21 protein-coding genes and 1 tRNA gene are annotated in these 22,385 nt (G+C 70.6%); 13 read left to right on the forward strand and 9 right to left on the reverse strand.

Going from position 1 to position 22,385, the window contains the following annotated elements; all coding sequences use genetic code 11:
• Window positions 1-1,293, forward strand: coding sequence for an iron uptake transporter deferrochelatase/peroxidase subunit (efeB, locus tag ASD93_RS03030; RefSeq protein ID WP_056118408.1), 1,293 nt, complete (start codon window positions 1-3; stop codon window positions 1,291-1,293).
• Window positions 1,294-1,339: 46 nt separating this feature from the next.
• Here efeB and corA read toward each other — a convergent pair whose 3' ends face one another.
• The 4 genes from corA to ASD93_RS03050 form a co-directional block, all read right to left on the reverse strand.
• On the reverse strand, window positions 1,340-2,338 hold the full coding sequence (gene corA / locus ASD93_RS03035; RefSeq protein ID WP_056118410.1) for a magnesium/cobalt transporter CorA: 999 nt from the start codon (window positions 2,336-2,338) through the stop codon (window positions 1,340-1,342).
• A 353-nt stretch (window positions 2,339-2,691) separates the two neighbouring features.
• Window positions 2,692-3,408, reverse strand: a complete 717-nt coding sequence (locus ASD93_RS03040; RefSeq protein ID WP_056118411.1) for an alpha/beta fold hydrolase — start codon at window positions 3,406-3,408, stop codon at window positions 2,692-2,694.
• 83 nt (window positions 3,409-3,491) lie between these two features.
• Entirely contained in the window at window positions 3,492-4,265 is a 774-nt protein-coding gene (locus ASD93_RS03045; RefSeq protein ID WP_056118413.1) for an SDR family NAD(P)-dependent oxidoreductase, read from the reverse strand.
• Entirely contained in the window at window positions 4,262-4,885 is a 624-nt protein-coding gene (locus ASD93_RS03050; RefSeq protein ID WP_056118415.1) for a TetR/AcrR family transcriptional regulator, read from the reverse strand. Before ASD93_RS03050 ends, ASD93_RS03045 begins: the two co-directional genes overlap by 4 nt.
• A 100-nt stretch (window positions 4,886-4,985) precedes the next feature.
• Here ASD93_RS03050 and ASD93_RS03055 point away from each other — a divergent pair, with 100 nt between their 5' ends.
• From ASD93_RS03055 to ASD93_RS03075, 5 genes are all read left to right on the forward strand, one after another.
• A complete protein-coding gene (locus ASD93_RS03055) occupies window positions 4,986-5,324 on the forward strand; it encodes a hypothetical protein (protein WP_056118417.1) in 339 nt (112 codons plus the stop codon).
• An 11-nt stretch (window positions 5,325-5,335) separates the two neighbouring features.
• On the forward strand, window positions 5,336-6,694 hold the full coding sequence (locus ASD93_RS03060) for a DUF3533 domain-containing protein (protein WP_056118418.1): 1,359 nt from the start codon (window positions 5,336-5,338) through the stop codon (window positions 6,692-6,694).
• Window positions 6,600-7,028, forward strand: coding sequence for a DUF6855 family protein (locus ASD93_RS03065; protein WP_056118420.1), 429 nt, complete (start codon window positions 6,600-6,602; stop codon window positions 7,026-7,028). The genes ASD93_RS03060 and ASD93_RS03065 overlap by 95 nt, the downstream gene beginning before the upstream one ends.
• Window positions 7,029-7,167: 139 nt before the next feature.
• Complete coding sequence (locus tag ASD93_RS03070; protein WP_056118422.1) at window positions 7,168-8,484, forward strand: sensor domain-containing diguanylate cyclase; 1,317 nt, start codon at window positions 7,168-7,170, stop codon at window positions 8,482-8,484.
• A 187-nt stretch (window positions 8,485-8,671) separates the two neighbouring features.
• Window positions 8,672-9,325: a hypothetical protein gene (locus tag ASD93_RS03075; RefSeq protein ID WP_056118424.1), complete on the forward strand. Its 654-nt coding sequence runs from the start codon at window positions 8,672-8,674 to the stop codon at window positions 9,323-9,325.
• A 145-nt stretch (window positions 9,326-9,470) separates the two neighbouring features.
• On the opposite strand, the gene ASD93_RS03080 is transcribed toward ASD93_RS03075, so the two are convergent.
• Window positions 9,471-9,542 (reverse strand) — tRNA-Arg (locus ASD93_RS03080).
• Between the two features lie 56 nt (window positions 9,543-9,598).
• On the opposite strand from ASD93_RS03080, the gene ASD93_RS03085 reads away from it, so the two are divergent.
• Window positions 9,599-10,408 carry an endo alpha-1,4 polygalactosaminidase gene (locus tag ASD93_RS03085; protein WP_056118426.1) on the forward strand — a complete coding sequence of 270 codons (810 nt, stop codon included), beginning with the start codon at window positions 9,599-9,601 and terminating at the stop codon, window positions 10,406-10,408.
• Window positions 10,409-10,470: 62 nt separating this feature from the next.
• Here ASD93_RS03085 and ASD93_RS03090 read toward each other — a convergent pair whose 3' ends face one another.
• The gene (locus ASD93_RS03090) at window positions 10,471-10,752 is read right to left on the reverse strand and encodes a hypothetical protein (protein ID WP_056118428.1); all 282 of its coding nucleotides are present in this window, start codon (window positions 10,750-10,752) and stop codon (window positions 10,471-10,473) included.
• A gap of 284 nt (window positions 10,753-11,036) precedes the next feature.
• Between ASD93_RS03090 and ASD93_RS03095 the strand changes: the two genes are divergently transcribed.
• Complete coding sequence (locus ASD93_RS03095) at window positions 11,037-12,587, forward strand: Re/Si-specific NAD(P)(+) transhydrogenase subunit alpha (RefSeq protein WP_056118431.1); 1,551 nt, start codon at window positions 11,037-11,039, stop codon at window positions 12,585-12,587.
• The gene (gene pntB, locus ASD93_RS03100; protein ID WP_056118433.1) at window positions 12,584-14,008 is read left to right on the forward strand and encodes a Re/Si-specific NAD(P)(+) transhydrogenase subunit beta; all 1,425 of its coding nucleotides are present in this window, start codon (window positions 12,584-12,586) and stop codon (window positions 14,006-14,008) included. The genes ASD93_RS03095 and pntB overlap by 4 nt, the downstream gene beginning before the upstream one ends.
• Window positions 14,009-14,029: 21 nt before the next feature.
• Here the strand turns inward: pntB and ASD93_RS03105 are convergent, their stop codons facing one another.
• Together ASD93_RS03105 and ASD93_RS03110 are read right to left on the reverse strand one after the other, a co-directional pair.
• On the reverse strand, window positions 14,030-14,386 hold the full coding sequence (locus ASD93_RS03105) for a histone-like nucleoid-structuring protein Lsr2 (RefSeq protein WP_056118434.1): 357 nt from the start codon (window positions 14,384-14,386) through the stop codon (window positions 14,030-14,032).
• A gap of 128 nt (window positions 14,387-14,514) precedes the next feature.
• On the reverse strand, window positions 14,515-15,375 hold the full coding sequence (locus tag ASD93_RS03110) for a LuxR C-terminal-related transcriptional regulator (RefSeq protein ID WP_056118435.1): 861 nt from the start codon (window positions 15,373-15,375) through the stop codon (window positions 14,515-14,517).
• A 141-nt stretch (window positions 15,376-15,516) separates the two neighbouring features.
• On the opposite strand from ASD93_RS03110, the gene ASD93_RS03115 reads away from it, so the two are divergent.
• The gene (locus ASD93_RS03115) at window positions 15,517-15,870 is read left to right on the forward strand and encodes a DUF485 domain-containing protein (RefSeq protein ID WP_056118436.1); all 354 of its coding nucleotides are present in this window, start codon (window positions 15,517-15,519) and stop codon (window positions 15,868-15,870) included.
• A complete protein-coding gene (locus ASD93_RS03120; RefSeq protein ID WP_056118437.1) occupies window positions 15,867-17,480 on the forward strand; it encodes a cation acetate symporter in 1,614 nt (537 codons plus the stop codon). Before ASD93_RS03115 ends, ASD93_RS03120 begins: the two co-directional genes overlap by 4 nt.
• 170 nt (window positions 17,481-17,650) lie before the next feature.
• Here ASD93_RS03120 and ASD93_RS03125 read toward each other — a convergent pair whose 3' ends face one another.
• The gene (locus ASD93_RS03125; RefSeq protein WP_056118439.1) at window positions 17,651-18,229 is read right to left on the reverse strand and encodes a methylated-DNA--[protein]-cysteine S-methyltransferase; all 579 of its coding nucleotides are present in this window, start codon (window positions 18,227-18,229) and stop codon (window positions 17,651-17,653) included.
• 196 nt (window positions 18,230-18,425) lie between these two features.
• Here ASD93_RS03125 and ASD93_RS03130 point away from each other — a divergent pair, with 196 nt between their 5' ends.
• The gene (locus ASD93_RS03130; RefSeq protein ID WP_056118441.1) at window positions 18,426-22,136 is read left to right on the forward strand and encodes an AAA family ATPase; all 3,711 of its coding nucleotides are present in this window, start codon (window positions 18,426-18,428) and stop codon (window positions 22,134-22,136) included.
• On the forward strand, window positions 22,123-22,320 hold the full coding sequence (locus tag ASD93_RS03135) for a hypothetical protein (protein WP_056118442.1): 198 nt from the start codon (window positions 22,123-22,125) through the stop codon (window positions 22,318-22,320). The genes ASD93_RS03130 and ASD93_RS03135 overlap by 14 nt, the downstream gene beginning before the upstream one ends.
• Window positions 22,321-22,385 lie beyond the last annotated feature (65 nt).

Genomic DNA, 22,385 nt, shown 5'->3' on the forward strand with positions numbered 1-22,385 from the left:
GTGACCGGACAGACGAACCACGAAGAGGCCTCGGCGGGCGTGTCCCGCCGAGGCCTGCTCGGGCTCGCCATCGGGGCGGGTGCCGCCGGTCTCGCGATCGGCGCCGGTGCGGGCGCGTCGGCCGGCGTTGCGGTCGGACGGGCGAGAGAGGCGGATGCTGCGGCATCCCGCTACGACTTCTACGGCGTCCACCAGGCCGGCGTGACGACACCCGTGCAGGACCACCTGCACTTCGCGTCGTTCGACATGATGCCCCGCACCGATCGGGACGACCTCGTGTCGCTCCTGCAGGACTGGACGTATGCCGCCGCGCGCATGACGCAGGGGCTCGAGGTCAGCGCGAGCGGGGCTGTCGGCGGGTCGCTGCAGGCACCGCCCGACGACACCGGCGAGGCACTGGGGCTCGCTGCCAGCGGGCTGACGATCACCTTCGGCTTCGGCCCGACGCTGTTCGCGCTCGACGGCGAGGACCGCTACGGGATCTCTGCTTCGCGACCGACCGGACTCGAACGGCTGCCGGCGTTTCTCGGCGACGACCTCGATCCCGAGGCCTCCGGCGGCGACCTGTGTGTGCAGGCGTGCGCCGACGACCCCCAGGTGGCGGTGCACGCGATCCGCAACCTGAGCCGCATCGCGTTCGGCCGTGCCCGCCTGCGGTGGTCGCAGCTCGGCTTCGGACGCACCTCGCGCACGACGTCGGCGCAGTCGACCCCTCGCAACCTGTTCGGATTCAAGGACGGCACCGCGAACATCCTCGCGAGCGACCGGGAAGGGCTGGACGAGCACGTGTGGGTCGCGGCATCCGACGATCCTTCGTGGATGGCGGGAGGTTCGTACCTCGTCGCCCGCAAGATCGCGATGATGATCGAGACGTGGGACCGGGTGCCGCTCAGCGAGCAGCAGACGATCGTCGGCCGGGACAAGGGCGCGGGCGCGCCGCTGTCGGGAGGCGACGAGTTCACCGAGCCCGACTTCGCCGCGGTCGACGCATCCGGAGCCACGGCGATACCCGAGACCAGTCATGTGCGGCTCGCCCACCCCGAGCTCAACGGCGGCACCCGCATCCTGCGCCGCGGCTACAACTTCGTCGACGGCAACAACGACCTCGGGCGCCTCGACGCCGGCCTGTTCTTCCTGTCGTTCCAGCGCGACCCCGAGCAGTTCGTCCGGCTCCAGCGCTCGCTGTCCACCGACGTGATGAACGAATACATCAGGCACGTCGGCTCGGGGGTCTGGGCGGTGCCGCCCGGCGTCGCGCCCGGCTCGTACGTCGGGGCCGGACTCTTCGGCTGAGGCCGGGCGATGCGTCGCGATCCGGCGACGGATGCCGCGCCCGGCGTCAGAGCCAGTGCCGGCGTTTGAACGTCACGTAGAGCGCGGCGCTCGTCGCGGCCATCAGGGCGAGCGCCATCGGGTAGCCGAACACCCACTCGAGCTCGGGCATGTAGACGAAGTTCATGCCGTAGATGGTGCCGACGAGCGTCGGACCGAAGAGGATCGCGGCCCACCCGGAGATCTTCTTCACCTGCTCGTTCTGCACGAGCGCGGTGTCGGTCTGGCGCTGCGTGACGAGGGTCGCGTTGACGGTGAGCGCGTTGTCGAGGATCACGCGGAACCCCGCGATGCGCTCGATGGTCTTGAGGGCGTGGTCGTGCACGTCGCGCAGGGCGCGCTGCAGTTCGATGTCGACGCCGTGCTTGTCGCCGCCGCGGAGAAGGCTGTCGAGCATCTCGGCGAGCGGCTGAGTGGCGCGCTGGAACGCGATCGTCTCGCGGGAGAGCTCGTAGATGCGCTTCGAGAGGCCGGGGTCACCGCTGCCGAAGAGGGCGTCCTCGATCTCGTCGATGTCGTTCTCGACGCCGTCGACGACCGGCGTGTACTCGTCGACCACTTCGTCGAGGATCGCGTAGAGCACGGCCTCCGGTCCCTTCGCGAGGAGTTCGGGCTGGCTTTCGAGGCGGTGGCGCACGCGCGCGAGGTCGGGCGACTCGGCGTGGCGGATCGTGACGACGAAATCAGGTCCGACGAACACGTGGAGCTCGCCGAACTCGACGGTCTCGGACGCGTCGTCGTACCGCGCCGGCCGCAGCACGGTGAACAGGATCTCGCCGTACCGCTCGATCTTGGACCGCTGGTGACCGGTCAGGGCGTCTTCGACGGCCAGCGGGTGCAGCGAGAACTCGTTCGCGACCTGCTGGATCTCCTCGGGCGTCGGGCGGAACATCCCGATCCACGCCATGCCGTTCTGCGCGCGCATGTATTCGAAGGTGTCCTCGAGGCTCGAGGGGTTCTCGATACGGCGCCCGGCGACGTACACAGCGTTGTCGATGATCGGCATAGGCCCATTGTGAGGGGTGCCGGTGTCCCCGAGCCGACGCGCGCGGGGACATGGGGTTCCCGGCGTCCGCCTGCCTGAAGCGCTAGCGTCGAGCTTGCAGGTGTCCCCAGCACCTGCGGCGGAGGACGGGTCCCCACCCTCCTCTGTATGAACCGGGTGCGTTCGTGAGCCTTGGAGGTGCGAGCGCGCTGTCGGTAGCCGGATCTCGGGCGTCCCCAGCGTCCGGGATTCGGTGCGCCCCGACACGCGGCGTCGAGCGATCGCGCGGCGGGTGACGAGAGACCTCCGCCCCGCGGAACGCGGAGCGGAGGTCTCGGGGGTTGTGCGCGGTGGGCGGGCGCGGCATCCGATCGTCACGCGGCGGCGTCGAGAGCCCCGGAGATGAAGGATGCGACGGCCTGAGGCTGCGCGATGAAGCCGACGTGGCTGGCCGGGATCTCCTCGGTCTGAGCGCCCATGCGGGCCGCCATGAAGCGCTGCGCCTCGGGGGCGATCGCGTGGTCCTGCGCCGAGACGAGGTACCAGGTGGGCACGTGCGTCCAGCCGGCGTGGCTCAGCGGCTCGGCGGCCGCGGCGCCCGCGAGTGGACGCTGTGAGACGGCCATCACGTCGGAGAGCTCGATCGACAGGTCGGCGGCGAACGCCTCGTGGAACAGGGAAGGCTCGATGACCAGGTCGGGACCGCCGACGGCGCCGACGGCGTCGTAGGGGGTGGGACGGATCGCGCTGGCAAGGAGCGGAGCCGGGAACGGCTCCTGCACACTGCCGACGCTCTCGCCGACGGCCGGCGCGAAGGCCGCGATGTAGACGAGGCCCGAGAGGTTCTCGAGGCCCTCGGCGGCCTGCGTGATGACGGCGCCGCCGTATGAGTGGCCGACGAGCACGACGGGTCCGTCGATCGCGGCCGCGACGCCGCGAATGGCCGTCGCATCGCTGCCGACTCCGCGCAGCGGGTTGGCGGGCGCGACGACCCGGTGGCCGCGGGCGGTGAGCTCGCGAATGACGCCGGCCCAGCCGGAGGCGTCTGCGAAGGCGCCGTGGACGAGGACTGCGGTGGGAGTGGTGTTCATGATCTTTCCTTCCGGTAGAGGCTTGACACTGTCAAGCGAATGGATGCTTCGATTGTGCATCATCCACTTGACAGTGTCAAGTCCTAGGGAAAGACGGTCGGGATGAGGCCGCCGTCGACGCCCACGGCGCGCCCGGTGGTGGCCGAGGAGTAGTCCGAGGCGAGGTAGGTCACGAGGTTCGCGATCTCGTGCGGGCGGATCACGCGACCCAGGAGCGACCCTGCCGCGCGTCCCTCGGCGATGAATCGGGCCTCCTGATCCTCACGCGTGAGGCCCGGGTAGAGGTCGTCCCACATCGCGAGCACTCCGTCGCTCATCGTCGGACCCGCGAGCACGCTGTTGACGGTCACGCCCGTGCCTGCGAGCGCCTGTGCGAACCCGCGCGCCGCGGCGGACTGCGCCGTCTTGGAGACGCCGTAGTGCACCATGTTGGTCGGCGGCTGGACGCCCGCCTCGCTCGCGATGAAGAGGACGCGGCCGTGCCCGCGCTCGGCCATGAGGGGCGCGTAGTGCCGCGTGAGGCGGACGCCCGAGATGACGTTGACCTCCAGCATCCGCCGCCAGCCGTCGTCGTCGATCTCGAACACCGGCTGAGCGGTGAAGGTTCCGGTGTTGTTGACGAGGATGTCGACGAACGGGACGTGGTCGAAGATCTCGTTCGCTCCCTCGGCCGTCGAGACGTCGGCGGCGATGCCTTCGGCGCCGAGCTCGGCGGCGACAGCCGCCACTCGTGCGGGGTCGCGCCCGTTGACGATGACGCTCGCGCCGGCCGCGGCAAGGCCGTCGGCGATGGCCCGGCCGATGCCGGCCGTGGATCCCGTGACCAGGGCGGTGCGGCCCGACAGGTCGATTCTCATGATGCTCCTCCGGGAGACTCGGGTGGCGTGGTCCGGGGCCAGACGCCGTCGGCGTAGAGGCCGACGAGTCGATCGACGAGGGCGGGCGCGGCATCCGGCTCCACCTCGGCGATGCGGGCGAGGACGCCCTCGTGCACGAGCACGACGAGGCCGTGCACGACGGCCCAGCTGATGAGCGACCACTCTTCGGGGTCGATGATCGTGACGCCGGCGACGGCCCCGCGCAGGCCGCCGAGCGATCGGCGCTGTGCGGCGACGAGCTCCGGGTCGTCGCCGATGAGCTCGGCGCGGCGGAACATGAGGTCGAACAGGGCGGGATGCCGCAGCCCGAAGTCGACGTATGCGCGGCCCAGCGCGACCAGGCGCTCGCTTCCCGGCGCGGCGGTCGTGGTCGATGCGTCGTCGAGCGCGTGGGCCAGCATCCCGAACCCCTCCGTCGCGACGGCGGTGAGCATGCCCGCGCGGTCGCCGAAGAAGTGGGCCGGTGCGGCATGCGAGACACCCGCGCGGCGGGCGACCGCGCGCAGGCTCACCGAGGCGTGACCTTTCTCGGAGAGTTCTTCTCGTGCGGCTCGCAGGAGTGCCTCGCGAGCGGATGCGGTGGGTTCGACGGATTCCATGTGACCATTTTCCCGAAAGGGCTTGACAGTGTCAAGTCCGCGTGCCACAGTGCTCATATCAATCACTTGACACTGTCAAGTACGACGAAAGGAAAAGGACATGACCACCTTCACCGCACACCGGTCCGAGTTCGCCGCCACCGCCGGCCGCACGACGCGCCCCGTCGCGACGAACCACCGTTCGCCGCGCTCCGTGCTGTCGTCGCTGTCGTTCGCGTCGGCTCTCAGCTGGCTCTCCGTCGCGAGCGCCGGGTCAGCGGCATCCGTCTTCAGCACCGCCTCGATCGGCTCCATCGGATCGATCGGCTCCGTCGGCTCGTTCCTGTCGATCGGCTCGGCCGGGTCGGTGCTGTCGATCGGATCGACGGGCCAGTTCGGCGCCATTGCCGACACCCCGGTCCTCGTTCCCGTGCTGCGGGCGCTCGGCCTGGTCTCCTGAGCGGCGTCGCCATGAAGACCAACGGGCCGCTCACATCACGTCGCACCTGGCTCACTTCCATCCTGCTCATCGCCGGGGTCGCGAGCGCCCTGCCCGCGATCTACTTCGCGGCGACGGCGAACCCGCAGGGAAGTCTCGCCGACCTGCCGGTCGCGCTCGTCATCGAAGAGCAGACCGATGCCGGCGGCCCGGCTTTCGCGGAGCAGGTCGGCGCGGCCGTGGCGGAAGGGGCGTCCGGGTCGATCGCGATCACGCGGCTTTCCCCGGCTGAGCTCGTCGACGCGATGCGCGAGGACCGCATCGCGGGCGCTGTCGTCGTGCCGGCCGACTTCGATGTCTCGATCGCGAGCCTGCTTCCGGGCGGCACCGACGTCGCGGCGCCCACCGTGAGGCTCGTGACCAACGCCGGCGACGGGGGAGTGAGCAGCGGTCTGCTCATCGGCAATCTCACTCCCGTGCTGCACGCCGTCTCGGCCGACCTCGGCGATCAGCTCGAGGGCGCGGTGGGATCGCTGCCCGAGGCGAACCGGGCGCTGCTTGCCGAGCCGTTCCGTGTCGCATCGGCGCCGTTCGAGCCGCTGCCCGAACACTCCGGGCTCGGAACGAGCGCCTTCTACCTCGCGCTCGCTCTCGTCCTCGTCGCGTTCATCGGGGCCTCGCTCGTCGGACCCCTCGTCGACGGTGCGCTCGGATTCCTCCCGAGCGAGATCGGGCCGCTCGTCGCCCGCCGCCCCTACACGCCCGTGACGCGGCGGCGGACGTTCGTCGCGAAGGCGGCGATCCTCGCTGCGTCCGCGCCGGTGGCCGCGCTCGCGGTCCAGCTCATCGCGGCAGCGAACGGAGTGACGACAGGGACCCCTGTGCTGCTGTGGCTGTTCTCGACGACGGTCATCGCCGGGGTGGGCGCCGCCGTCCTTGCAGTGTTCGCGGCGCTCGGCGCGGGAATCGGATCCCTCGTGAACACGCTCTTCTTCGTCGCCCTCGCCATGGTCTCGTCCGGCGGGATCGTGCCGCTCGAAGCCACGCCGCCGTTCTTCCGCTGGGCGTCCGCGATCGCGCCGTTCCACCATGTCGTCGAGGGCACGCGCTCCTTCCTCTACTTCGATTCGGGGTGGGAATCCGGGCTCGGCGATGCATGGATCGGCATCGCCGGGGTCGCGGTGATCGGGTTGGCCCTGGGCCTGCTCGTGACGACGGGGTACGACCGGGTACCGCGGTTCAGCCGCCACCCGCGGGAGGATGGCGGTCCTGGCGAAAGTCGAGGAGGATCATCGCATGGACGAGAACTGGTCGGGTGCGGGCACGAAGGACGACCCGTGGAACCTTCGGACACCACCGCTGTCGTCGGCGTTCACCATCTATCGCGATGAGGAGTCCGATCCGCCGCTGCTGGTGTGCCAGGTCGGGAGCACGAAGCTGACCTACCTCGCCCGCGCCGTCGACGACCTGCACGACATGCTTCTCGCGCACGGGGACTGGATGCCGCTCGGTGCCGCCGACGAGCAGAAGGATGCCGCTCCCGGCACCGTCGAGGCGTGGGGTCGATCGCCCGAGAATCCGGTCGGGGGGTGGTACGGGCAGCGCAAGGGGTACCGCGGCCGGTTCGGCATGTACGTGCCGCCGCTGATGGAGGCGCTGGGGCTCGTCGAGCTCGAGCACAACCCCCGCAACAACCGCGTGCGCGCGATCGATCAGCGCGGCTGAGCCGAGCATCCGGCCCGCGCGCCCGTCCGACGCCCGCGGACCTCGCCGGCGGTTTTTGGACTGCGACTGACCGATCCCGACCAGCGGGGGTTATCGTTCCTTCACCGGTCCTCACGCGGGCAGGTGGGAGAGGGAATCGGTGGACGACGGCGGCGCGGCCGCGCTTCGGGTCGGCGTGGTGCACGTCGACCGGCGAGGCGTGATCAGGGAGGCGAACGACTGGTTCGCGGAATGGGTCGGCACGACCCCCGCTCAGCTGATCGGCCGGCCGATCGACGAGCTGCTCGTGCATTCTCGCGACGACCTGCTGCCCGCAGAGTCGGGCGCCGGCCCGTGGATGATGCTGGATGCCGCCACGCTCGACCGCGCGGTCATGGTGACCCGTCAGCGCGAGGTCGACCACGAGGTGCTCGTCATCTCGGAGGCGTCGGCGCGGTGGCAGGCGCTGACCGATCTGCGTCTCCGGTATTCGCTCGCCGACCGCACCCGCACGCGACTGCAGCTGGTCATGGACTCGGCGATCGCGCTGTCGTCGGCGACGACCGAGGAGCGGTTGGCCGAAATCCTCGCCGACACGTCCGCGCGTGCGTATCGCGCCGAGGAGTCCACGGTCTACCTGCACCAGCCCGACGGCACGACCGCGGTGGCGGCGGGGCAGAATCCTCTCAACGACACGATCGACCCCGAAGCTCTGATCGCCCTGGTGAACACCCCGCGCCAGGTGCGGAAGGTCGTGGGGGAGTCCGAAGCCGAAGACCTCATCCCCGGACTCGGCGCGGCCATGAGCAAGGCCGGGGTCCATTCGCTGGTCGCGGCGCCGCTGCATCACGAGGAGATCGACTTCGGCGCTTTCGTGAGCTGGTTCCACCACGATCGCACGTTCGACGACGAGGCCGCACCGCTCGCCGAGGCGCTCGCCAATCAGGCCGCTCAGGCGCTCGCGACGCTGCGACTCCAGACGCGCCTGGCTCACGCGGCGACGCACGACGAGGTGACGGGACTTCCGAACCGCCGGCTGCTCGAGGCCGAGCTGGGCGACATCATCGGCACCTCCGCGTGCGCGGCGATCTTCATCGATCTCGACGGGTTCAAATCCGTCAACGATCGCCTGGGGCACCAGGCGGGAGACCGGATGCTGCGCGACGCCGGCCTGCGGATCCTCAGCGCCGTCCGCGCCGACGACCTGGTGGCCCGGTACGGCGGCGACGAGTTCGTGCTCGCCTGCCGGGTCACCGATCCAGCCGTCGCGAGGGAGATCGCCGGGCGGATCCTCGACGAGCTGCGGGGCGACCCCGAGCATCCGGCCGCTGCGCCGCCGCTGCGCGCGAGCATCGGGGTCGCGGTGGCGCCGGAGGGGTCGAGGCTGCTCGCCGAGCAGCTGATCCGGCGCGCCGACCTGGCGATGTACCGTGCGAAGTCGTCGGGCGGGGACCGGATCGTGCTCGCCGAGGAGTGACGCGCCCGGTGCTCGCCGGGGAAGCGCCTGCGGTGCGAGCCGCTCGGGCTGACGTCGCGGGCTGACGTCGCGGCCGGTTCTCGGCGTCGTGGATCCGACCGCCGGATTCGTCGGCTCTCGTGCGTCGCCGCTCGCGGATGTACCCTGCCGATCAGATCCACCACATCCACCAGCGGAGGAGGATCTCATGCCCGAACCCGGGGCGACGCCGCCTCTTCGAGCCCAGCCTGCCGTCACCGACGAGCGCAGACCGGACAGCCGAGGCATCGCCGCAACGCCGTCGATCCTCCTCGGCGTGGTGCTCGGAATCACCTGGGCAGCTGGCTTCCGCGCGTTCATGGCGGAGATCGCCGGTCGCGAGTCCACGTTCGGCTGGTATCCGACGTTCGTCGCCGTGCTCGGTGGCGCAGGGATCGTCGGCGGGCTGCTGGGCTGGGCGGACTACGTCCGCCGCACCGGCGGCCGGCCGCACTGGCGGTGGCTCGCAGCGTCGCCGCTCATCCTGGGCCTCCTTCCCCTCACCGTGCCGGGTGCGATCGCCCAGTTGTCGCAGGGCATCGGCACTGCTGGGATGGCCGTCGCGCTCGTCGCCATCGGACTCGGCTACGCCTTCGGCGGCCGACGGACATGGCTGCGCGTCGTTGTCGGCGTCATCTCGGCTGGTGCGGCTGTCGCCCTCGTCGCCTTCACTCCGCTGATCAGCGAGGGGCGGATCTCGTTCAGCGACCCGCGCGGCGCCTGGGCGGCAACGCTGGCCCTCGGCTCCATCGTCGTGCTCGGTCTCGCGACCTCGATCCCGTTCAGACCGGTGGTCCCGGTGACCGCGAACGACCGCGGCTGAGGCCGAGGCGCGGATGCCTCGCATCGGCGTCGCCGGGCAGGCGTATGGTGACCGCGATGATGGCGCCGCGACCGCCGGGATGGACCAGCGCAGCGCCGCACCGGCCGCATGCGGGCAGAATGCCCAGTCGCATGAGAAAGCACGGTGCCCCTGGAGGGATTCGAACCCCCGACCCTCTCCTTAGGACGGAGTGGCTCTTCCACTGAGCTACAGAGGCTGGCCTCGAAAGTCTACCCTCGCGCCGACGTCACCCCCGTGAGGTAGCGTCGCGCCATGGGCATCGGGAGGGGTGCGGCATCCGTCGTCGTCGTCGCCATGGCTGCGCTGGTGCTGACCGCCTGCGCGCACGGCGACCCGGCGGTCACGCTGCCGCCGGAGGACGCTGCGCCGGACTACCAGCTCGGCGAGCCGTATCCGCCCGAGCCCGAGGTCGGCATCGTCGTGCGCGACCGCACCGCGGCGCCCGCCGAGGGCCTCTATTCGATCTGCTACGTCAATGGGTTCCAGACGCAGCCGGGGGAGCTCGACGCGTGGCCGGACGACCTTCTCCTCACGGACGCCGCCGGCGACACGGTGTTCGATGCCGACTGGCCCGACGAGGCCCTGCTCGACACCTCGACGGACGACAACCGCGCGGCCATCGTCGAGATCGTCGCGCCGTGGATCCGCGAGTGCGCCGACGCCGGATACCAGGGCGTCGAATTCGACAACCTCGACACGTATGCCCGCAGCGACGGCGCGCTCACGTTCGAGCAGAACGCCGCGCTCGCCGCACTCCTGGTCGACGTCGCCCACGACGCCGGTCTCGCGGCCGGGCAGAAGAACGCCGCCGAAGACGCCGAGGCGCTGCGGGCAGCATCCGGATTCGACTTCGCCGTCGTCGAGGAGTGCGCGCAATTCGAGGAGTGCGAGGCTTACGAGGACGTCTACGGCGACCATGTCATCGCCATCGAGTACGACGAGGCCACATTCCGCGCTGCGTGCGACGAGGAGCGGATGCCGGAATCCGCCGTCTTGCGAGACCGCGACCTCGCCGCGCCCGGCGACCCTGCTTACGTCTTCGCACTCTGCCTCGACGACTGAGCCGGACGCCCCGTACGACGACGGCCCCGACGCCGAAGCGCCGGGGCCGCGTCACCGAGCGGTCAGGTCTGGGTGCCGAGGGCGAACCGCACGGCGCCATCGTCGGCGAGTTCGGCGTCGAGCACGCGGTCGTCGAGCGCGTGCGCGGCGGACTCGTCCAGGAACACGCGTGCGCCGTCGGTCACCACGACCGTGTCCATCGGCTGAGGATCGGGCGCGACGCTCAGCTCGAACCCGGTGTCGGCTCCCGTATCGCGGATGCGCACACCTCCGTCTTCGGCCTGCGGAACCCGTGCGACGATCTGCTTGACGGCCTCGGCGGCGGTCTGGGTCATCGTGAGCATGATGTTCTTCCTTCCGTAGCGGACTGCGGACCGGCCACGATTCCGAGAATCGGGGCCGAACTCAAACGTGAGGCGGCATTCGGAGGGGATTCCCACGTTCCGTCCCGGAGCGCGACCAGCGTTTCGCCACGTCGACTCGCGCAACGTCCGGAATTCGCAAGATCGAGGATTCTTGCCGCCGCGCCGGGAGAAATGCGAGGCTGAACGTCCCCGCCCTCTGCCAGGGTGGAGGCGTCGTCCCGGCCGACAAGCCCGCGACATCCGCACCAGAGCCCGAGGAACGCATGACCCGCATCGGCATCGTCGCCGAGGCGCCCGGTGAGAACCGGGTGGCCGCGACGCCCACCACCGTCCCCAAGATCATCGCGCTCGGCTACGAGGTGGTCGTCGAATCCGGCGCCGGCGCGGGATCGTCGTTCCCCGATGCCGCCTATGCCGCGGCCGGAGCATCCGTCGTCGACACGGTCACCGCGTGGGCGTCGCCGATCATCCTCAAGGTGAACGCGCCGAGCCAGGGCGAGATCGATCGCCTCGCCGACGGCGCGACGATCGTGGCGACGCTGAGCCCGTCGCTGCGGCCCGACCTCATCGAGGCGCTCGCGACCCGGGACATCACGGCGATCGCGCTCGACGCCGTGCCCCGCATCTCGCGGGCCCAGTCGATGGACGTGCTCAGCTCGATGGCGAACATCTCGGGCTATCGCGCCGTGATCGAAGCTGCGCACGAGTTCGGCCGCTTCTTCACCGGCCAGGTGACGGCGGCCGGCAAGGTGCCCCCGGCCAAGGTGCTCGTCGCCGGAGCCGGTGTCGCCGGCCTCGCCGCGATCGGCGCGGCCTCGAGCCTCGGGGCGATCGTGCGCGCGACCGACCCGCGGCCCGAGGTGGCCGACCAGGTCGCGTCGATCGGCGGCCAGTACCTCGCGGTCGTCGTGCCCGAAGAGGCCGCGCAGGTCTCGGCCGACGGCTATGCCAAGGCGACCAGCGACGCCTACAACAAGCGCGCGGCCGAGATCTACTCCGAACAGGCTGCCGATGTCGACATCATCATCACGACGGCGCTCATCCCGGGGCGTCCGGCTCCCCGCCTGATCACGGCGGCGGATGTCGCCACCATGCGACCCGGGAGCGTCATCGTCGACATGGCCGCCGCCCAGGGCGGCAACGTCGAGGGATCGGTCGCGGGTGAGCGGACGGTCACCGACAACGGCGTGGTCATCCTCGGCTACACCGACCTGCCCGGACGCCTGCCGCAGCAGGCGTCGCAGCTCTTCGCGACCAACCTCGTGAACCTGCTCAAGCTCCTCACCCCCGCCAAGGACGGCGCGCTCACGCTCGACTTCGACGACGTCGTGCAGCGGACGGTCACGGTCGTGCAGGACGGCGCGGCCACGTGGCCCCCGCCGCCCGTGCAGGTGTCGGCGGCCCCTGCGGCGAAGGCCGCGGCCCCCGCAACCGCGCCCGTGCCCGAGAAGAAAGTGATGTCGCGCGGCGCGAAGACCGGACTGGTCGTCGCCGGCATCGCGGCCCTCTTCGCGATCTGCGCCTTCGCGCCCCCACCCCTGCCGCAGCACTTCCTGGTGCTGACGCTCGCGATCGTCGTCGGCTTCTACGTCATCGGCCACGTCGCGCACGCGCTCCACACGCCGCTCATGAGCGTCACCAACGCCATCTCGGGCATCATCGTCGTCGGTGCCATGGTGCAGATCACCGCTCCCGACCTGACGGTGCAGATCCTCGCGGCGATCGCGGTGCTGCTCGCGAGCATCAACATCTTCGGCGGCTTCGCCGTCACCCGCCGAATGCTCGCCATGTTCCAGAAGGGTGAGAGCCGATGACCGTCGACGCCGGCCAGGTCGCCGGCGCCGCGTACATCGTCGCGGCGCTGCTGTTCATCCTCAGCCTCGCGGGGCTGAGCAAGCACGAGACCAGCCGTCGAGGCGTGGGCTACGGCATCGCCGGCATGGTCATCGCGCTCGTCGCCACGGTGTGGGTGGTGGCGGCGAATGCCTGGGGCGACCCGCAGGCGATGACCGGCCTGATCCTGCTCGTGGCGGCGGTGCTCGTGGGCGGTGCGATCGGGCTCTGGCGCGCGCGCATCGTCGAGATGACCGGGATGCCGGAGCTCATCGCCCTGCTCCACTCCTTCGTCGGCCTCGCGGCCGTGCTCGTCGGCTGGAACGGCGCGCTCTACGACACCGGACTCGAGGGCGCGCTCGCCGACATCCACCACGCAGAGGTCTTCATCGGCGTTTTCATCGGCGGCGTGACCTTCACCGGTTCGATCGTCGCGTTCCTCAAGCTCTCGGCGCGCATCTCGTCGAAGCCGCTCATGCTGCCGGGCAAGAACGTCCTCAACCTCGGCGCGCTCGTCGTCTTCGTGATCCTCACGGTCTGGTACGTGATCACGCCCGAGCTGTGGCTGCTCATCGCGGTCACCCTGCTGGCGCTCGCACTGGGATGGCACCTGGTGGCCTCGATCGGCGGCGGCGACATGCCCGTGGTGGTCTCGATGCTGAACAGCTACTCCGGCTGGGCCGCCGCCGCGGCGGGATTCCTGCTGAACAACGACCTGCTCATCGTCACCGGCGCCCTCGTCGGGTCGTCGGGTGCCTACCTGAGCTACATCATGTGCAAGGCGATGAACCGGTCGTTCCTGTCGGTGATCGCCGGCGGCTTCGGCATCGAGGCGCCCAGCGGCGCCGAGGCCGAGTACGGCGAGCACCGCGAGATCGACGCCGAGAGTGCCGCCGACATGCTCGCCGGGGCATCCAGCGTCGTCATCACGCCCGGCTACGGCATGGCCGTCGCCCAGGCGCAGCACGGCGTGGCCGACCTCGTGCAGAAGCTCCGCGAGCGCGGAATCGACGTGCGGTTCGGCATCCATCCCGTCGCAGGCCGCCTGCCCGGGCACATGAACGTGCTCCTGGCGGAGGCGAAGGTGCCGTACGACATCGTGCTCGAGATGGACGAGATCAACGACGACCTCTCATCGACCGACGTCGTGCTCGTGATCGGGGCGAACGACACGGTGAATCCGGCCGCCGCCGAGGATCCGTCGAGCCCCATCGCGGGAATGCCGGTGCTGCGCGTGTGGGAGGCCCAGAACGTCATCGTGTTCAAGCGCTCGATGGCGTCGGGATATGCGGGCGTGCAGAATCCGCTGTTCTACCGCGAGAATGCGCAGATGCTGTTCGGCGACGCGAAAGACAAGGTCGACGAAATCCTCATGCAGCTCGCGCAGGTGCCGCAGAGCTGACGTACCGAGAGGCGGCGTGGGTTACTGCGCCGCCTCGTAAGCCTCGAGAACGGATGCCGGGACCCGTCCCCGCTCCGACACCTTGTGACCGTTCGCCTTGGCCCACGCGCGCACGGCCGAGTAGTCCTGCTGACCGGTGCGGCGACGCTTGCGGGCACCGGCCGACGAACCGCCGCTCCCGCTGCCTCGCGAGGACACGCTGCGTGCGGCGTCGATGTACGACGCGAGCGAGTCGCGCAGGCGGGCGGCGTTCTCGCTGGTGAGGTCGATCTCATACGCGACGCCGTCGAGCGAGAAGAGAACGGTCTCGCCTTCGCCGACTTCGAGGACGGTGCCGTCGAGGTCGTCGACGAGCTGATGCACGATTCTGCGGGCCATGAAAAGCACATTACGCCGAATTGTCGCCGCGGGGCGGTGCGACTTTTCGATTCATCTGTGCGAAATCGACTTTCCCAGCGGTGTGCACGTCGATTTCGTACGGATGAATGAGGAAATGTCCGCCCTCGTCAGGGAAGAAGGCCGGCGCGGCGGGCGCGGGCGACGGCGGCGTGGCGGGTGGAGGCATCCAATTTGGCCATCGCGGACTGCAGATACGACTTGACCGTTCCCTCGCGCAGCGACAATGCGGCGGCGATCTCGGAATTCGTCGAGCCCAGCGCCGCGCACGCGAGCACATCCGTCTCGCGGGGAGAAAGGCGCACGTCCAGGTCGAGGGGAGCCTCGGTCTCGGACTGCGACAGTGCGGCCAGCCGACGCTCGATACCCGCGAGCCGCTCACGCACGCCGGGGTCGTCGACGACGGCCGCGATGCTCCGCAGCTCGGCATAGGTCTCGCGCAGCTCTTCGCGCGCGGCGGGGGCGAGGGCGGATGCCTCGGCCGGCGCAGGCACCGCGCTCAGGCGACGGCGCACCTCGTCGCGGATGCGCAGCTCGGACGACAGCTCGTCGGCCACCGCGAAGGCCGGGCGGGCGACGACATCGCCGACCGGCGACTCGGCCCACGATCCGCAGTAGATGACGCCGCGGGCGCGAGCGCCGACGATCACCGGCACGGCGAAGAGCGTGGCGATGCCCTCGCCGAGGACGGCGCGGTCGTAGTCGTGCGTGATGCTGCGCGACGAGCGGTAGTCCAGCGCGAGACGCGGGCGCTTCTCGACGAGCGCCCGGCCACCGAGTCCCCGCGAGGCCTGCACGACGAGTCCGTCGAGGCTGCGCGTGCGGGCTCCGACGACCGACGTGACGTGGACGGCGTCGTCGTACTCGAGGCCGCCGAAGGCGACGGGGAAGCGGGTGCGGCGCACGAGCTCGGAGACGGCGACGGCGAGAACCCGCGCATCGCTCTGACTGTTGCCGGTCAGGGTGCCCACGCACTACCTACTTCCGGGGGTGACGGCATCCTCGCCGCTTTTCGTAGCGTCGACCTTACCACCCGGCCTGGCCGCTCGCCCCGCCGTCCGGGGTCCCCACTGGGCGCATCGCCGCGCCCGTTCATGAGGCAAGGAGGCCACATGTCCGATCCCCGGATCGACACCGCCCCACCGGGCGGAATCGACTACATCGCGGTCGAGGAATCGCCCCGGTTCGTCGAACTCAAGCGCCGCCATCGGGGGTTCGTCTTCCCCATGGCGATCGCATTCCTCGTCTGGTACTTCGCATACGTGCTGCTCTCGTCCTTCGCACCGGAGTTCATGGCCCAGCGCGTGTGGGGTGACATCACCGTCGGGCTGATCTTCGGGCTCGGCCAGTTCGTCACCACCTTCGCGATCACGATGACCTACGTCTGGTACGCCAACCGCAAGCTCGACCCGATCTCCGAGGAGCTCCGCGACGGCCTCGAGCAGCAGCAGGAGGTGTCCGCATGAACGAGTTCTTCGCTTCCGTCGAGGCGGCCGTGACCACGGTCGAGAACAACCCCATCCTGAACATCTCGATCTTCGGCGCGTTCGTCGCGGTGACGCTGTTCATCGTGATCCGGGCGAGCCGCAACAACAAGACGGCGGCGGACTACTACGCCGCCGGACGGTCGTTCACCGGACCGCAGAACGGCTTCGCGATCTCGGGCGACTACCTGTCGGCCGCGTCGTTCCTCGGCATCTGCGGCGCCATCGCCATCAACGGCTACGACGGCTTCCTGTACTCGATCGGCTTCCTCGTGGCCTGGCTGGTCGCGCTGCTCCTCGTCGCCGAGCTGATGCGCAACACCGGCAAGTTCACGATGGCCGACGTGCTGTCGTTCCGCCTCAAGGAGCGCCCGGTGCGCATGGCGGCGGCGATCACGACCCTCGCCGTCTGCTTCTTCTATCTGCTCGCGCAGATGGCCGGCGCCGGCGGCCTGGTGTCGCTGCTGCTGGGCATCACCGATCAGCTCGGGCAGTCGCTCGTGGTCGCCGTGGTGGGCGTGCTCATGATCGTCTACGTGCTCGTCGGCGGTATGAAGGGCACGACGTGGGTGCAGATCGTGAAGGCGTTCCTCCTCATCGGCGGCGCGCTCGTCATGACGATCTGGGTGCTCGCGATCAACGGCTTCAGCCTCAACGCGCTCCTCGAGAGCGCCGTCGCCGCATCGCCGAATGGCGAGGCCATCCTCGGACCGGGCCTGCAGTACGGCTCGAACCCCTGGGACTTCATCTCGCTCGCGATCGCCCTGGTACTCGGCACCGCGGGCCTGCCGCACGTGCTGATGCGGTTCTACACGGTCCCGACCGCCAAGGAGGCGCGTCGCTCGGTGGTGTGGGCGATCTGGCTGATCGGCCTCTTCTACCTGCTGACGCTCGTGCTCGGCTACGGCGCCGGCGCGCTGGTCGGACCGGAGGCGATCGCCGCCGCCCCGGGCGGCGTGAACTCGGCCGCCCCGCTGCTCGCGCTGCACCTCGGCGGACCGATCCTGCTCGGCTTCATCTCGGCAGTGGCGTTCGCGACGATCCTCGCGGTCGTCGCGGGTCTCACGATCACCGCCGCGGCGTCGTTCGCGCACGACATCTACGCCAACGTCGTGAAGAAGGGGAACGTGGCGCCGGACGGCGAGGTCAAGGTCGCCCGTCGCACGGTCGTCGTGATCGGCATCCTCGCCATCCTGGGCGGCATCGGCGTGCAGGGTCAGAACGTCGCGTTCCTCGTGGCGCTCGCGTTCGCGGTGGCCGCCTCGGCCAACCTCCCGACGATCCTTTACTCGCTGTTCTGGCGGAAGTTCACCACGCGCGGGGCGGTGTGGAGCATGTACGGCGGACTGGCGGCCGCGGTGATCCTCATCTTCCTCTCGCCGGTGTTCTGGGGGAGCGAGACGAGCGTTTTCAAGGTGGGCACGCCCATCTGGCCGCTCAACAACCCCGGCATCGTCTCGATCCCGCTCGGATTCTTCCTGGGCTGGCTCGGCTCGGTGACCTCGCGCAGGGCGGAGGACCGTCGCAAGGCGGCCGAGATGGACGTGCGCTCACTGACCGGCTTCGGTGCGGAGAAGGCCAGCAGTCACTGATCGCACCACCTGATCGCCCGATCTTTCGGGAACACACGGCCCGGGCGGCTCGCCGCCCGGGCCGTGCTGCGCGCGGGCGGCCTACACGCCCGCAGTCCGGATGCCGCGGCTCCCCGCAGCCGCGTCATCGGCGACCGCTGCTCCCCATCGCGGCCGTGCCCTCGGTCGACTTAGCCCGCAGCGCGCTCCAGGTCGATGAGGTACTGCTTCACGTCGGGGCGGCCGCCGTACTCGCCGAGCGAGCCGTCGGCCCTCACCACGCGATGCACCGGCACGACGATGGAGAACGGGGTCGTGGCGCACGCCGTGCCGACCGCCCGCGCCGCCCTCGGGCTGCCGGCGCTGATCGCGACCTCGCCGTACCCGGCGGTCTCGCCGTACGGGATGTCGCACACGGCCTCGAGGGCGGCGCGGGTGAACCCGCGCACGAGGCGCCAGTCCAGAGGAAGGTCGAAGTCGCGGCGCTCGCCGTCGAAGTACTCGTCGAGCTGCTGGGCCGCAGCCTGCGCGACGACGGTCGCAGCCTCGCCGGCCGCGACCCCGCCCGCGCCCGCCGGGACGCCGGGCCCGGCATCCGACTCGACCGGAAGGGGAAGCTCACGCAGCGCGAGTGCGACGCGCTCGAGCTCGGCGCCGAGGGGACCGTCGAACGGGTGGAGGGTGACGACGCCTTCTTCGGTTGCGACGATGATCACGTCGCCGACGGGGGAGGCGTGGACGAGGAACCGCGGGGAGCTGGGCGAGGTCATGCGACCATCCTGGCGCGCCCCGTGGACGGACGCCGTGAGCGGCCCCGGACTGTGCGCAGCGGGAGGTTCGGATGCGGTGGGGAGGAACGGCTGATCACTCGGCGTGTCCAATACCGCGAAACTCGGCCCCGCTGCAAGTGGCCCGGGAGGAACCGCGCTTAGGGTGGCTCGTGTGTGGCGAGCAGAAGGCAGCGTCGTGGCCGGCGACGCAGAGAACGCTGTGCACGGCAACGCGGTGACGCCCGGGGATCTGGGCCTCGCCGATCCTGACGTGACCGTGGCGCACATCGCCGACCCAGAGCGCGAGCGACTGCGGCGGGAGTCGGCCGAGCTCGGCGGACGCTCCACCCTGCTGCACTTCACCGATGCGCTGGACTCGTCGATCGAGATCACCAAGGCGCACCCCGGAAGCCTTCCGCAGTTCATCACCGGGCGTTCGACCCTGCTGTCGAACCTGTTCCGCGACGAGGTGGCCCTGCGCAATGCCCGGCTCGCCGCCGAGCGCATCACCGCCAAGAACGTCGAGCTGCGCACCACGCGCGGCCTCGAGTCGGTGCACCTCGCCGTCGGCCTCGCCGAATGGCGCATCGGCGGCCTCGAATGCTCGGCGCCGATCCTGCTGCGGCCCCTCGCCATCCGCCGCCACCATGCCGACTTCGAGCTCAAGCTCCACGGATCGTTCATCGTCAACCCCGAGCTGGTGCGCGCCATGCTCGCCCATTTCTCGATCGAACTCGACGGCGCCGGCCTCGCCGCGCTCGCCTACGAGGGCGGCGTCTTCAAGCCGCAGCCCGTGATCGATCACCTGCGCGCCCTCACGTCGTGGATCGACTCCTACACCGTGAAGCCCCGCCTTCTCGTCTCGAGCTTCGCCGACGTCGCCGGGGCCATGACCCGCGACGCCGCCGACCTCGACCACCCGATCCTCAACGCGCTCGCCGGTCACCCGGCCGATCGCGAGACGCTGACGATGCACCGCGACACCGTCGAGCCCGCGAGCCCCGACGAGAGAGCGCCCGCCGCCGACACGCTCCTCCTCGATGCGGACTCCGAGCAGGAGCGCGTGCTCGCCCGCATCGCGGCCGGCCAGTCGCTCGCGGTGCACACCCTCCCCGGCACCGGCGGCACCCAGACCGTGATCAACGCCGTCGGCGCGCTCGTGCGCGACGGCAAGCGCGTGCTCGTCGTGAGCGCCCGCAGCTCGACGATCGACGGCATCCGTCACCGCCTCGCGGGCATCGGGCTTCCGGGCCTCGCCGTGTCCCCCCGTCGCCTGCGCGCCGACCTCATCCGCGCGATCGGCCGCAATGAGAAGGCCGAGAAGCCCAAGGTCGCCGACATCGATGACGCTCTCGTGCGCCTTCGCGGCGTGCTGCGCGACTATCGCGGAGCGGTCACCGCGCAGCATCCGTCGCTCGATGTGTCGGTGCTCGAGATCCTTCGTGCGCTCGCCACCCTGTCCGGGCGTGAGACGCCGCCGTCCACCGCGGCGCGGTTCGGTCACGGCACACTCGAGCGGCTCGCTCACACGCGCGCCGAGGCCGCGGGCAAGCTCGCCGCCGCCGCACGCCTGGGGGAGTTCCGCTTCGGCCCCGACGACTCGCCCTGGTACGGCGTCTCGTTTGCCACGACCGAAGAAGCCCGGGCCGCCCACGCGCTCGCGGGCAAGCTCCAGCGCAGCGACCTGCCGAGCCTGCTCGAGCGGGGGTATGCGCTTATCGCGCAGACGCGCATGCGGCCGTTCCAGACCATCTCCGAGCTCGGCGCGTACCTGCGGGTGCTGCAGGGCATCCGCGACTCGCTCGATAAGTTCAGCCTGACCGTGTTCGAGCGTCCGCTGGGCGAGCTGATCCAGGCGCACGGCCCTCGCCGCGACGCCCCGTCGATGAGCGGACCGAACCGCCGTCGCCTGCGCCGCCTCTCCCGCGAGTACGTGCGCCCGGGCGTGCACGTGCCCGACATGTACGAGGCGCTCGTGCGCATCCAGCAGCAGCGCACGGAGTGGCAGCGCTTCGTCGAGCCCGGGGTCACCCCCGAGGTGCCGATCGGCCTGTCCGACGTGCACGTCGCGTGGTCACGCGTCGAGGCCGAACTCGGCGAACTCGACGCGATCCTCGGACGCGCCGACCCCGACCGCCTCGCGACCCTGCCCGTGAAGCAGCTCGTGCGCACGCTCGCCGGGCTCGCCGCCGACTCCGACGTGTTCGACAACCTCAAGGAGCGCGCGACGCTGCGCACCGAGCTCGCTGCGCTGGGCCTCGAGCCGCTGCTCACCGAGCTGTCGGTGCGGCACGTGCCCGAGGAACTCGTGGCCGACGAACTCGAGTTCGCGTGGTGGCAGTCCGCGCTGGAGCAGCTGCTGCGCAGCGACCGTGCCGTCCTCGGCGCCAACACGGCCGTGGTCGACCGTCTGGAGCGCGACTTCCGTCTCGTCGACGAGGCGCATGCCGCGGCATCCGGACCGCTTCTCGCCGCGCAGCTCGCGACGCAGTGGCGCATCGGCATCGTCGACGAGCCCGACGAAGCTTCCGCGCTCAAGCTCGCGCTGAAGAACGGCGAGGTCACCCCTGCCCGCCTCGCCGAGGTCGCGCCGACGCTCTCGCGCACGCTCGCGCCGGTGTGGCTCGCCTCTCCCTACGACGTTCCGCTCCTCCCGTCGGACGCCTTCGACGTGGTCGTGATCGCGGATGCCGCGGCCCTGTGCCTCGCGGAGGCCGCCCCTGCGCTGCGCCGCGCGCGGCAGGTCGTCGTGTTCGGCGACCCCGTCACGCAGAAGCCGACGCCGTTCCGCGTGGCCGCCGGAGTGCCTGCGGACGCGCCCGAGGCATCCGAGTTCGACACGCCGTTCGACGCGGCGAGCGTGTTCGAGCGGCTGGCCGAGCTGCTTCCCGTCGAGACGCTCACCCGCAGCTACCGTGCCGGCGGTGAGGACCTGGCCGAGCTCGTCAACGACGCGTTCTACGGCGGCGAGCTCGTGTCGCTCCCGTGGGCCGGCTCGTACCTCGGACGCGGCAGCCTCAGCGTGGACTACGTCGAAGGCGGCACGGGAGCCCCCGACCCCGTCACCGGCGCCGTCGAGAGCCCCGACGCCGAAGTACGCCGCGTCGTCACGCTCGTCGTGGAGCACGCCGTCAACCGCGGCTCGGAGTCGCTCATGGTCGTCACCGCGAGCACGCGTCACGCCGAGCGCATCCGCGCGGCGGTCGAGGCAGCCTTCGCCGGACGTTCGGATGTCGCGGACTTCCTCTCGCGCGACACGGCCGAGCCGTTCGCGGTGCTGAGCCTCGAGGAGTCCGTCGCTGAGAGCCGCGACCGCGTGATCTTCTCGCTCGGATTCGGGCTCACGAAGCACGGACGTGTGCTCAGCGACTTCGGCGACCTGTCGACGCCCGACGGTGAGCGACTCCTGACGGTGGGTATGACGCGGGCCCGGCGGTCGATGGTGATCGTGTCGTCCATCCGCCCCTCGTCCTTCGACGATGGGCGCCTCGAGCACGGCGCCGCGACCCTCATGTCGATCCTCGGCGGGATCGCCGCCCGATCGCGGGACGCCCGCCTCGAAGACCTCGCCGACCCGCTGACGCTCGGGCTCGCCCGGGAGCTGCGCCGTCTCGGACTCTCCGTCGACGTGCACTACCGCGGACTGCTCCCGCTCGTCGCGCAGTACGACGGCAAGGCGGTCGTGGTGGAGAGCGACCCCGAGACGATCGGCGAATCGCTGCGCGAGTCGCTGCGTCTGCGTCCTCAGATCCTGCGACGTCTCGGCTGGCACTACGTGCGCGTGCACTCGTTCGACCTGTACAGCGACCCTGCGGGCGTCGCGCAGCGCATCGCGACGATGCTCGGCCTGCCGCCGGACGCGCCGCGCGTCGAGTCAGACACGCAGCCGCTCGATGTCTTCGACTGACCGCCAGCGCATCGAGCGGGTGCCCGGCTCACGCCGGGTGAAGCTCACTCCTGCCCCCGGCACGAGCGCCGAGCCGGTGCCGGGCGATGAGGCGCCGGCGGACGTCACCGGGGACGCGGCATCCGGCGGCGCTTCCGGCCCGAACGACGACCGCCTGCGGCAGGACGTCCCGCCCCACTACTGACCCGAGCCGGGTCGGGCCGTCGGTTGCGCGCCGAGCACAACGTCGGCGATCGGCCGCGGTGCGAT

Source organism: Microbacterium sp. Root180 (genome assembly GCF_001428485.1).
GTDB lineage: Bacteria > Actinomycetota > Actinomycetes > Actinomycetales > Microbacteriaceae > Microbacterium.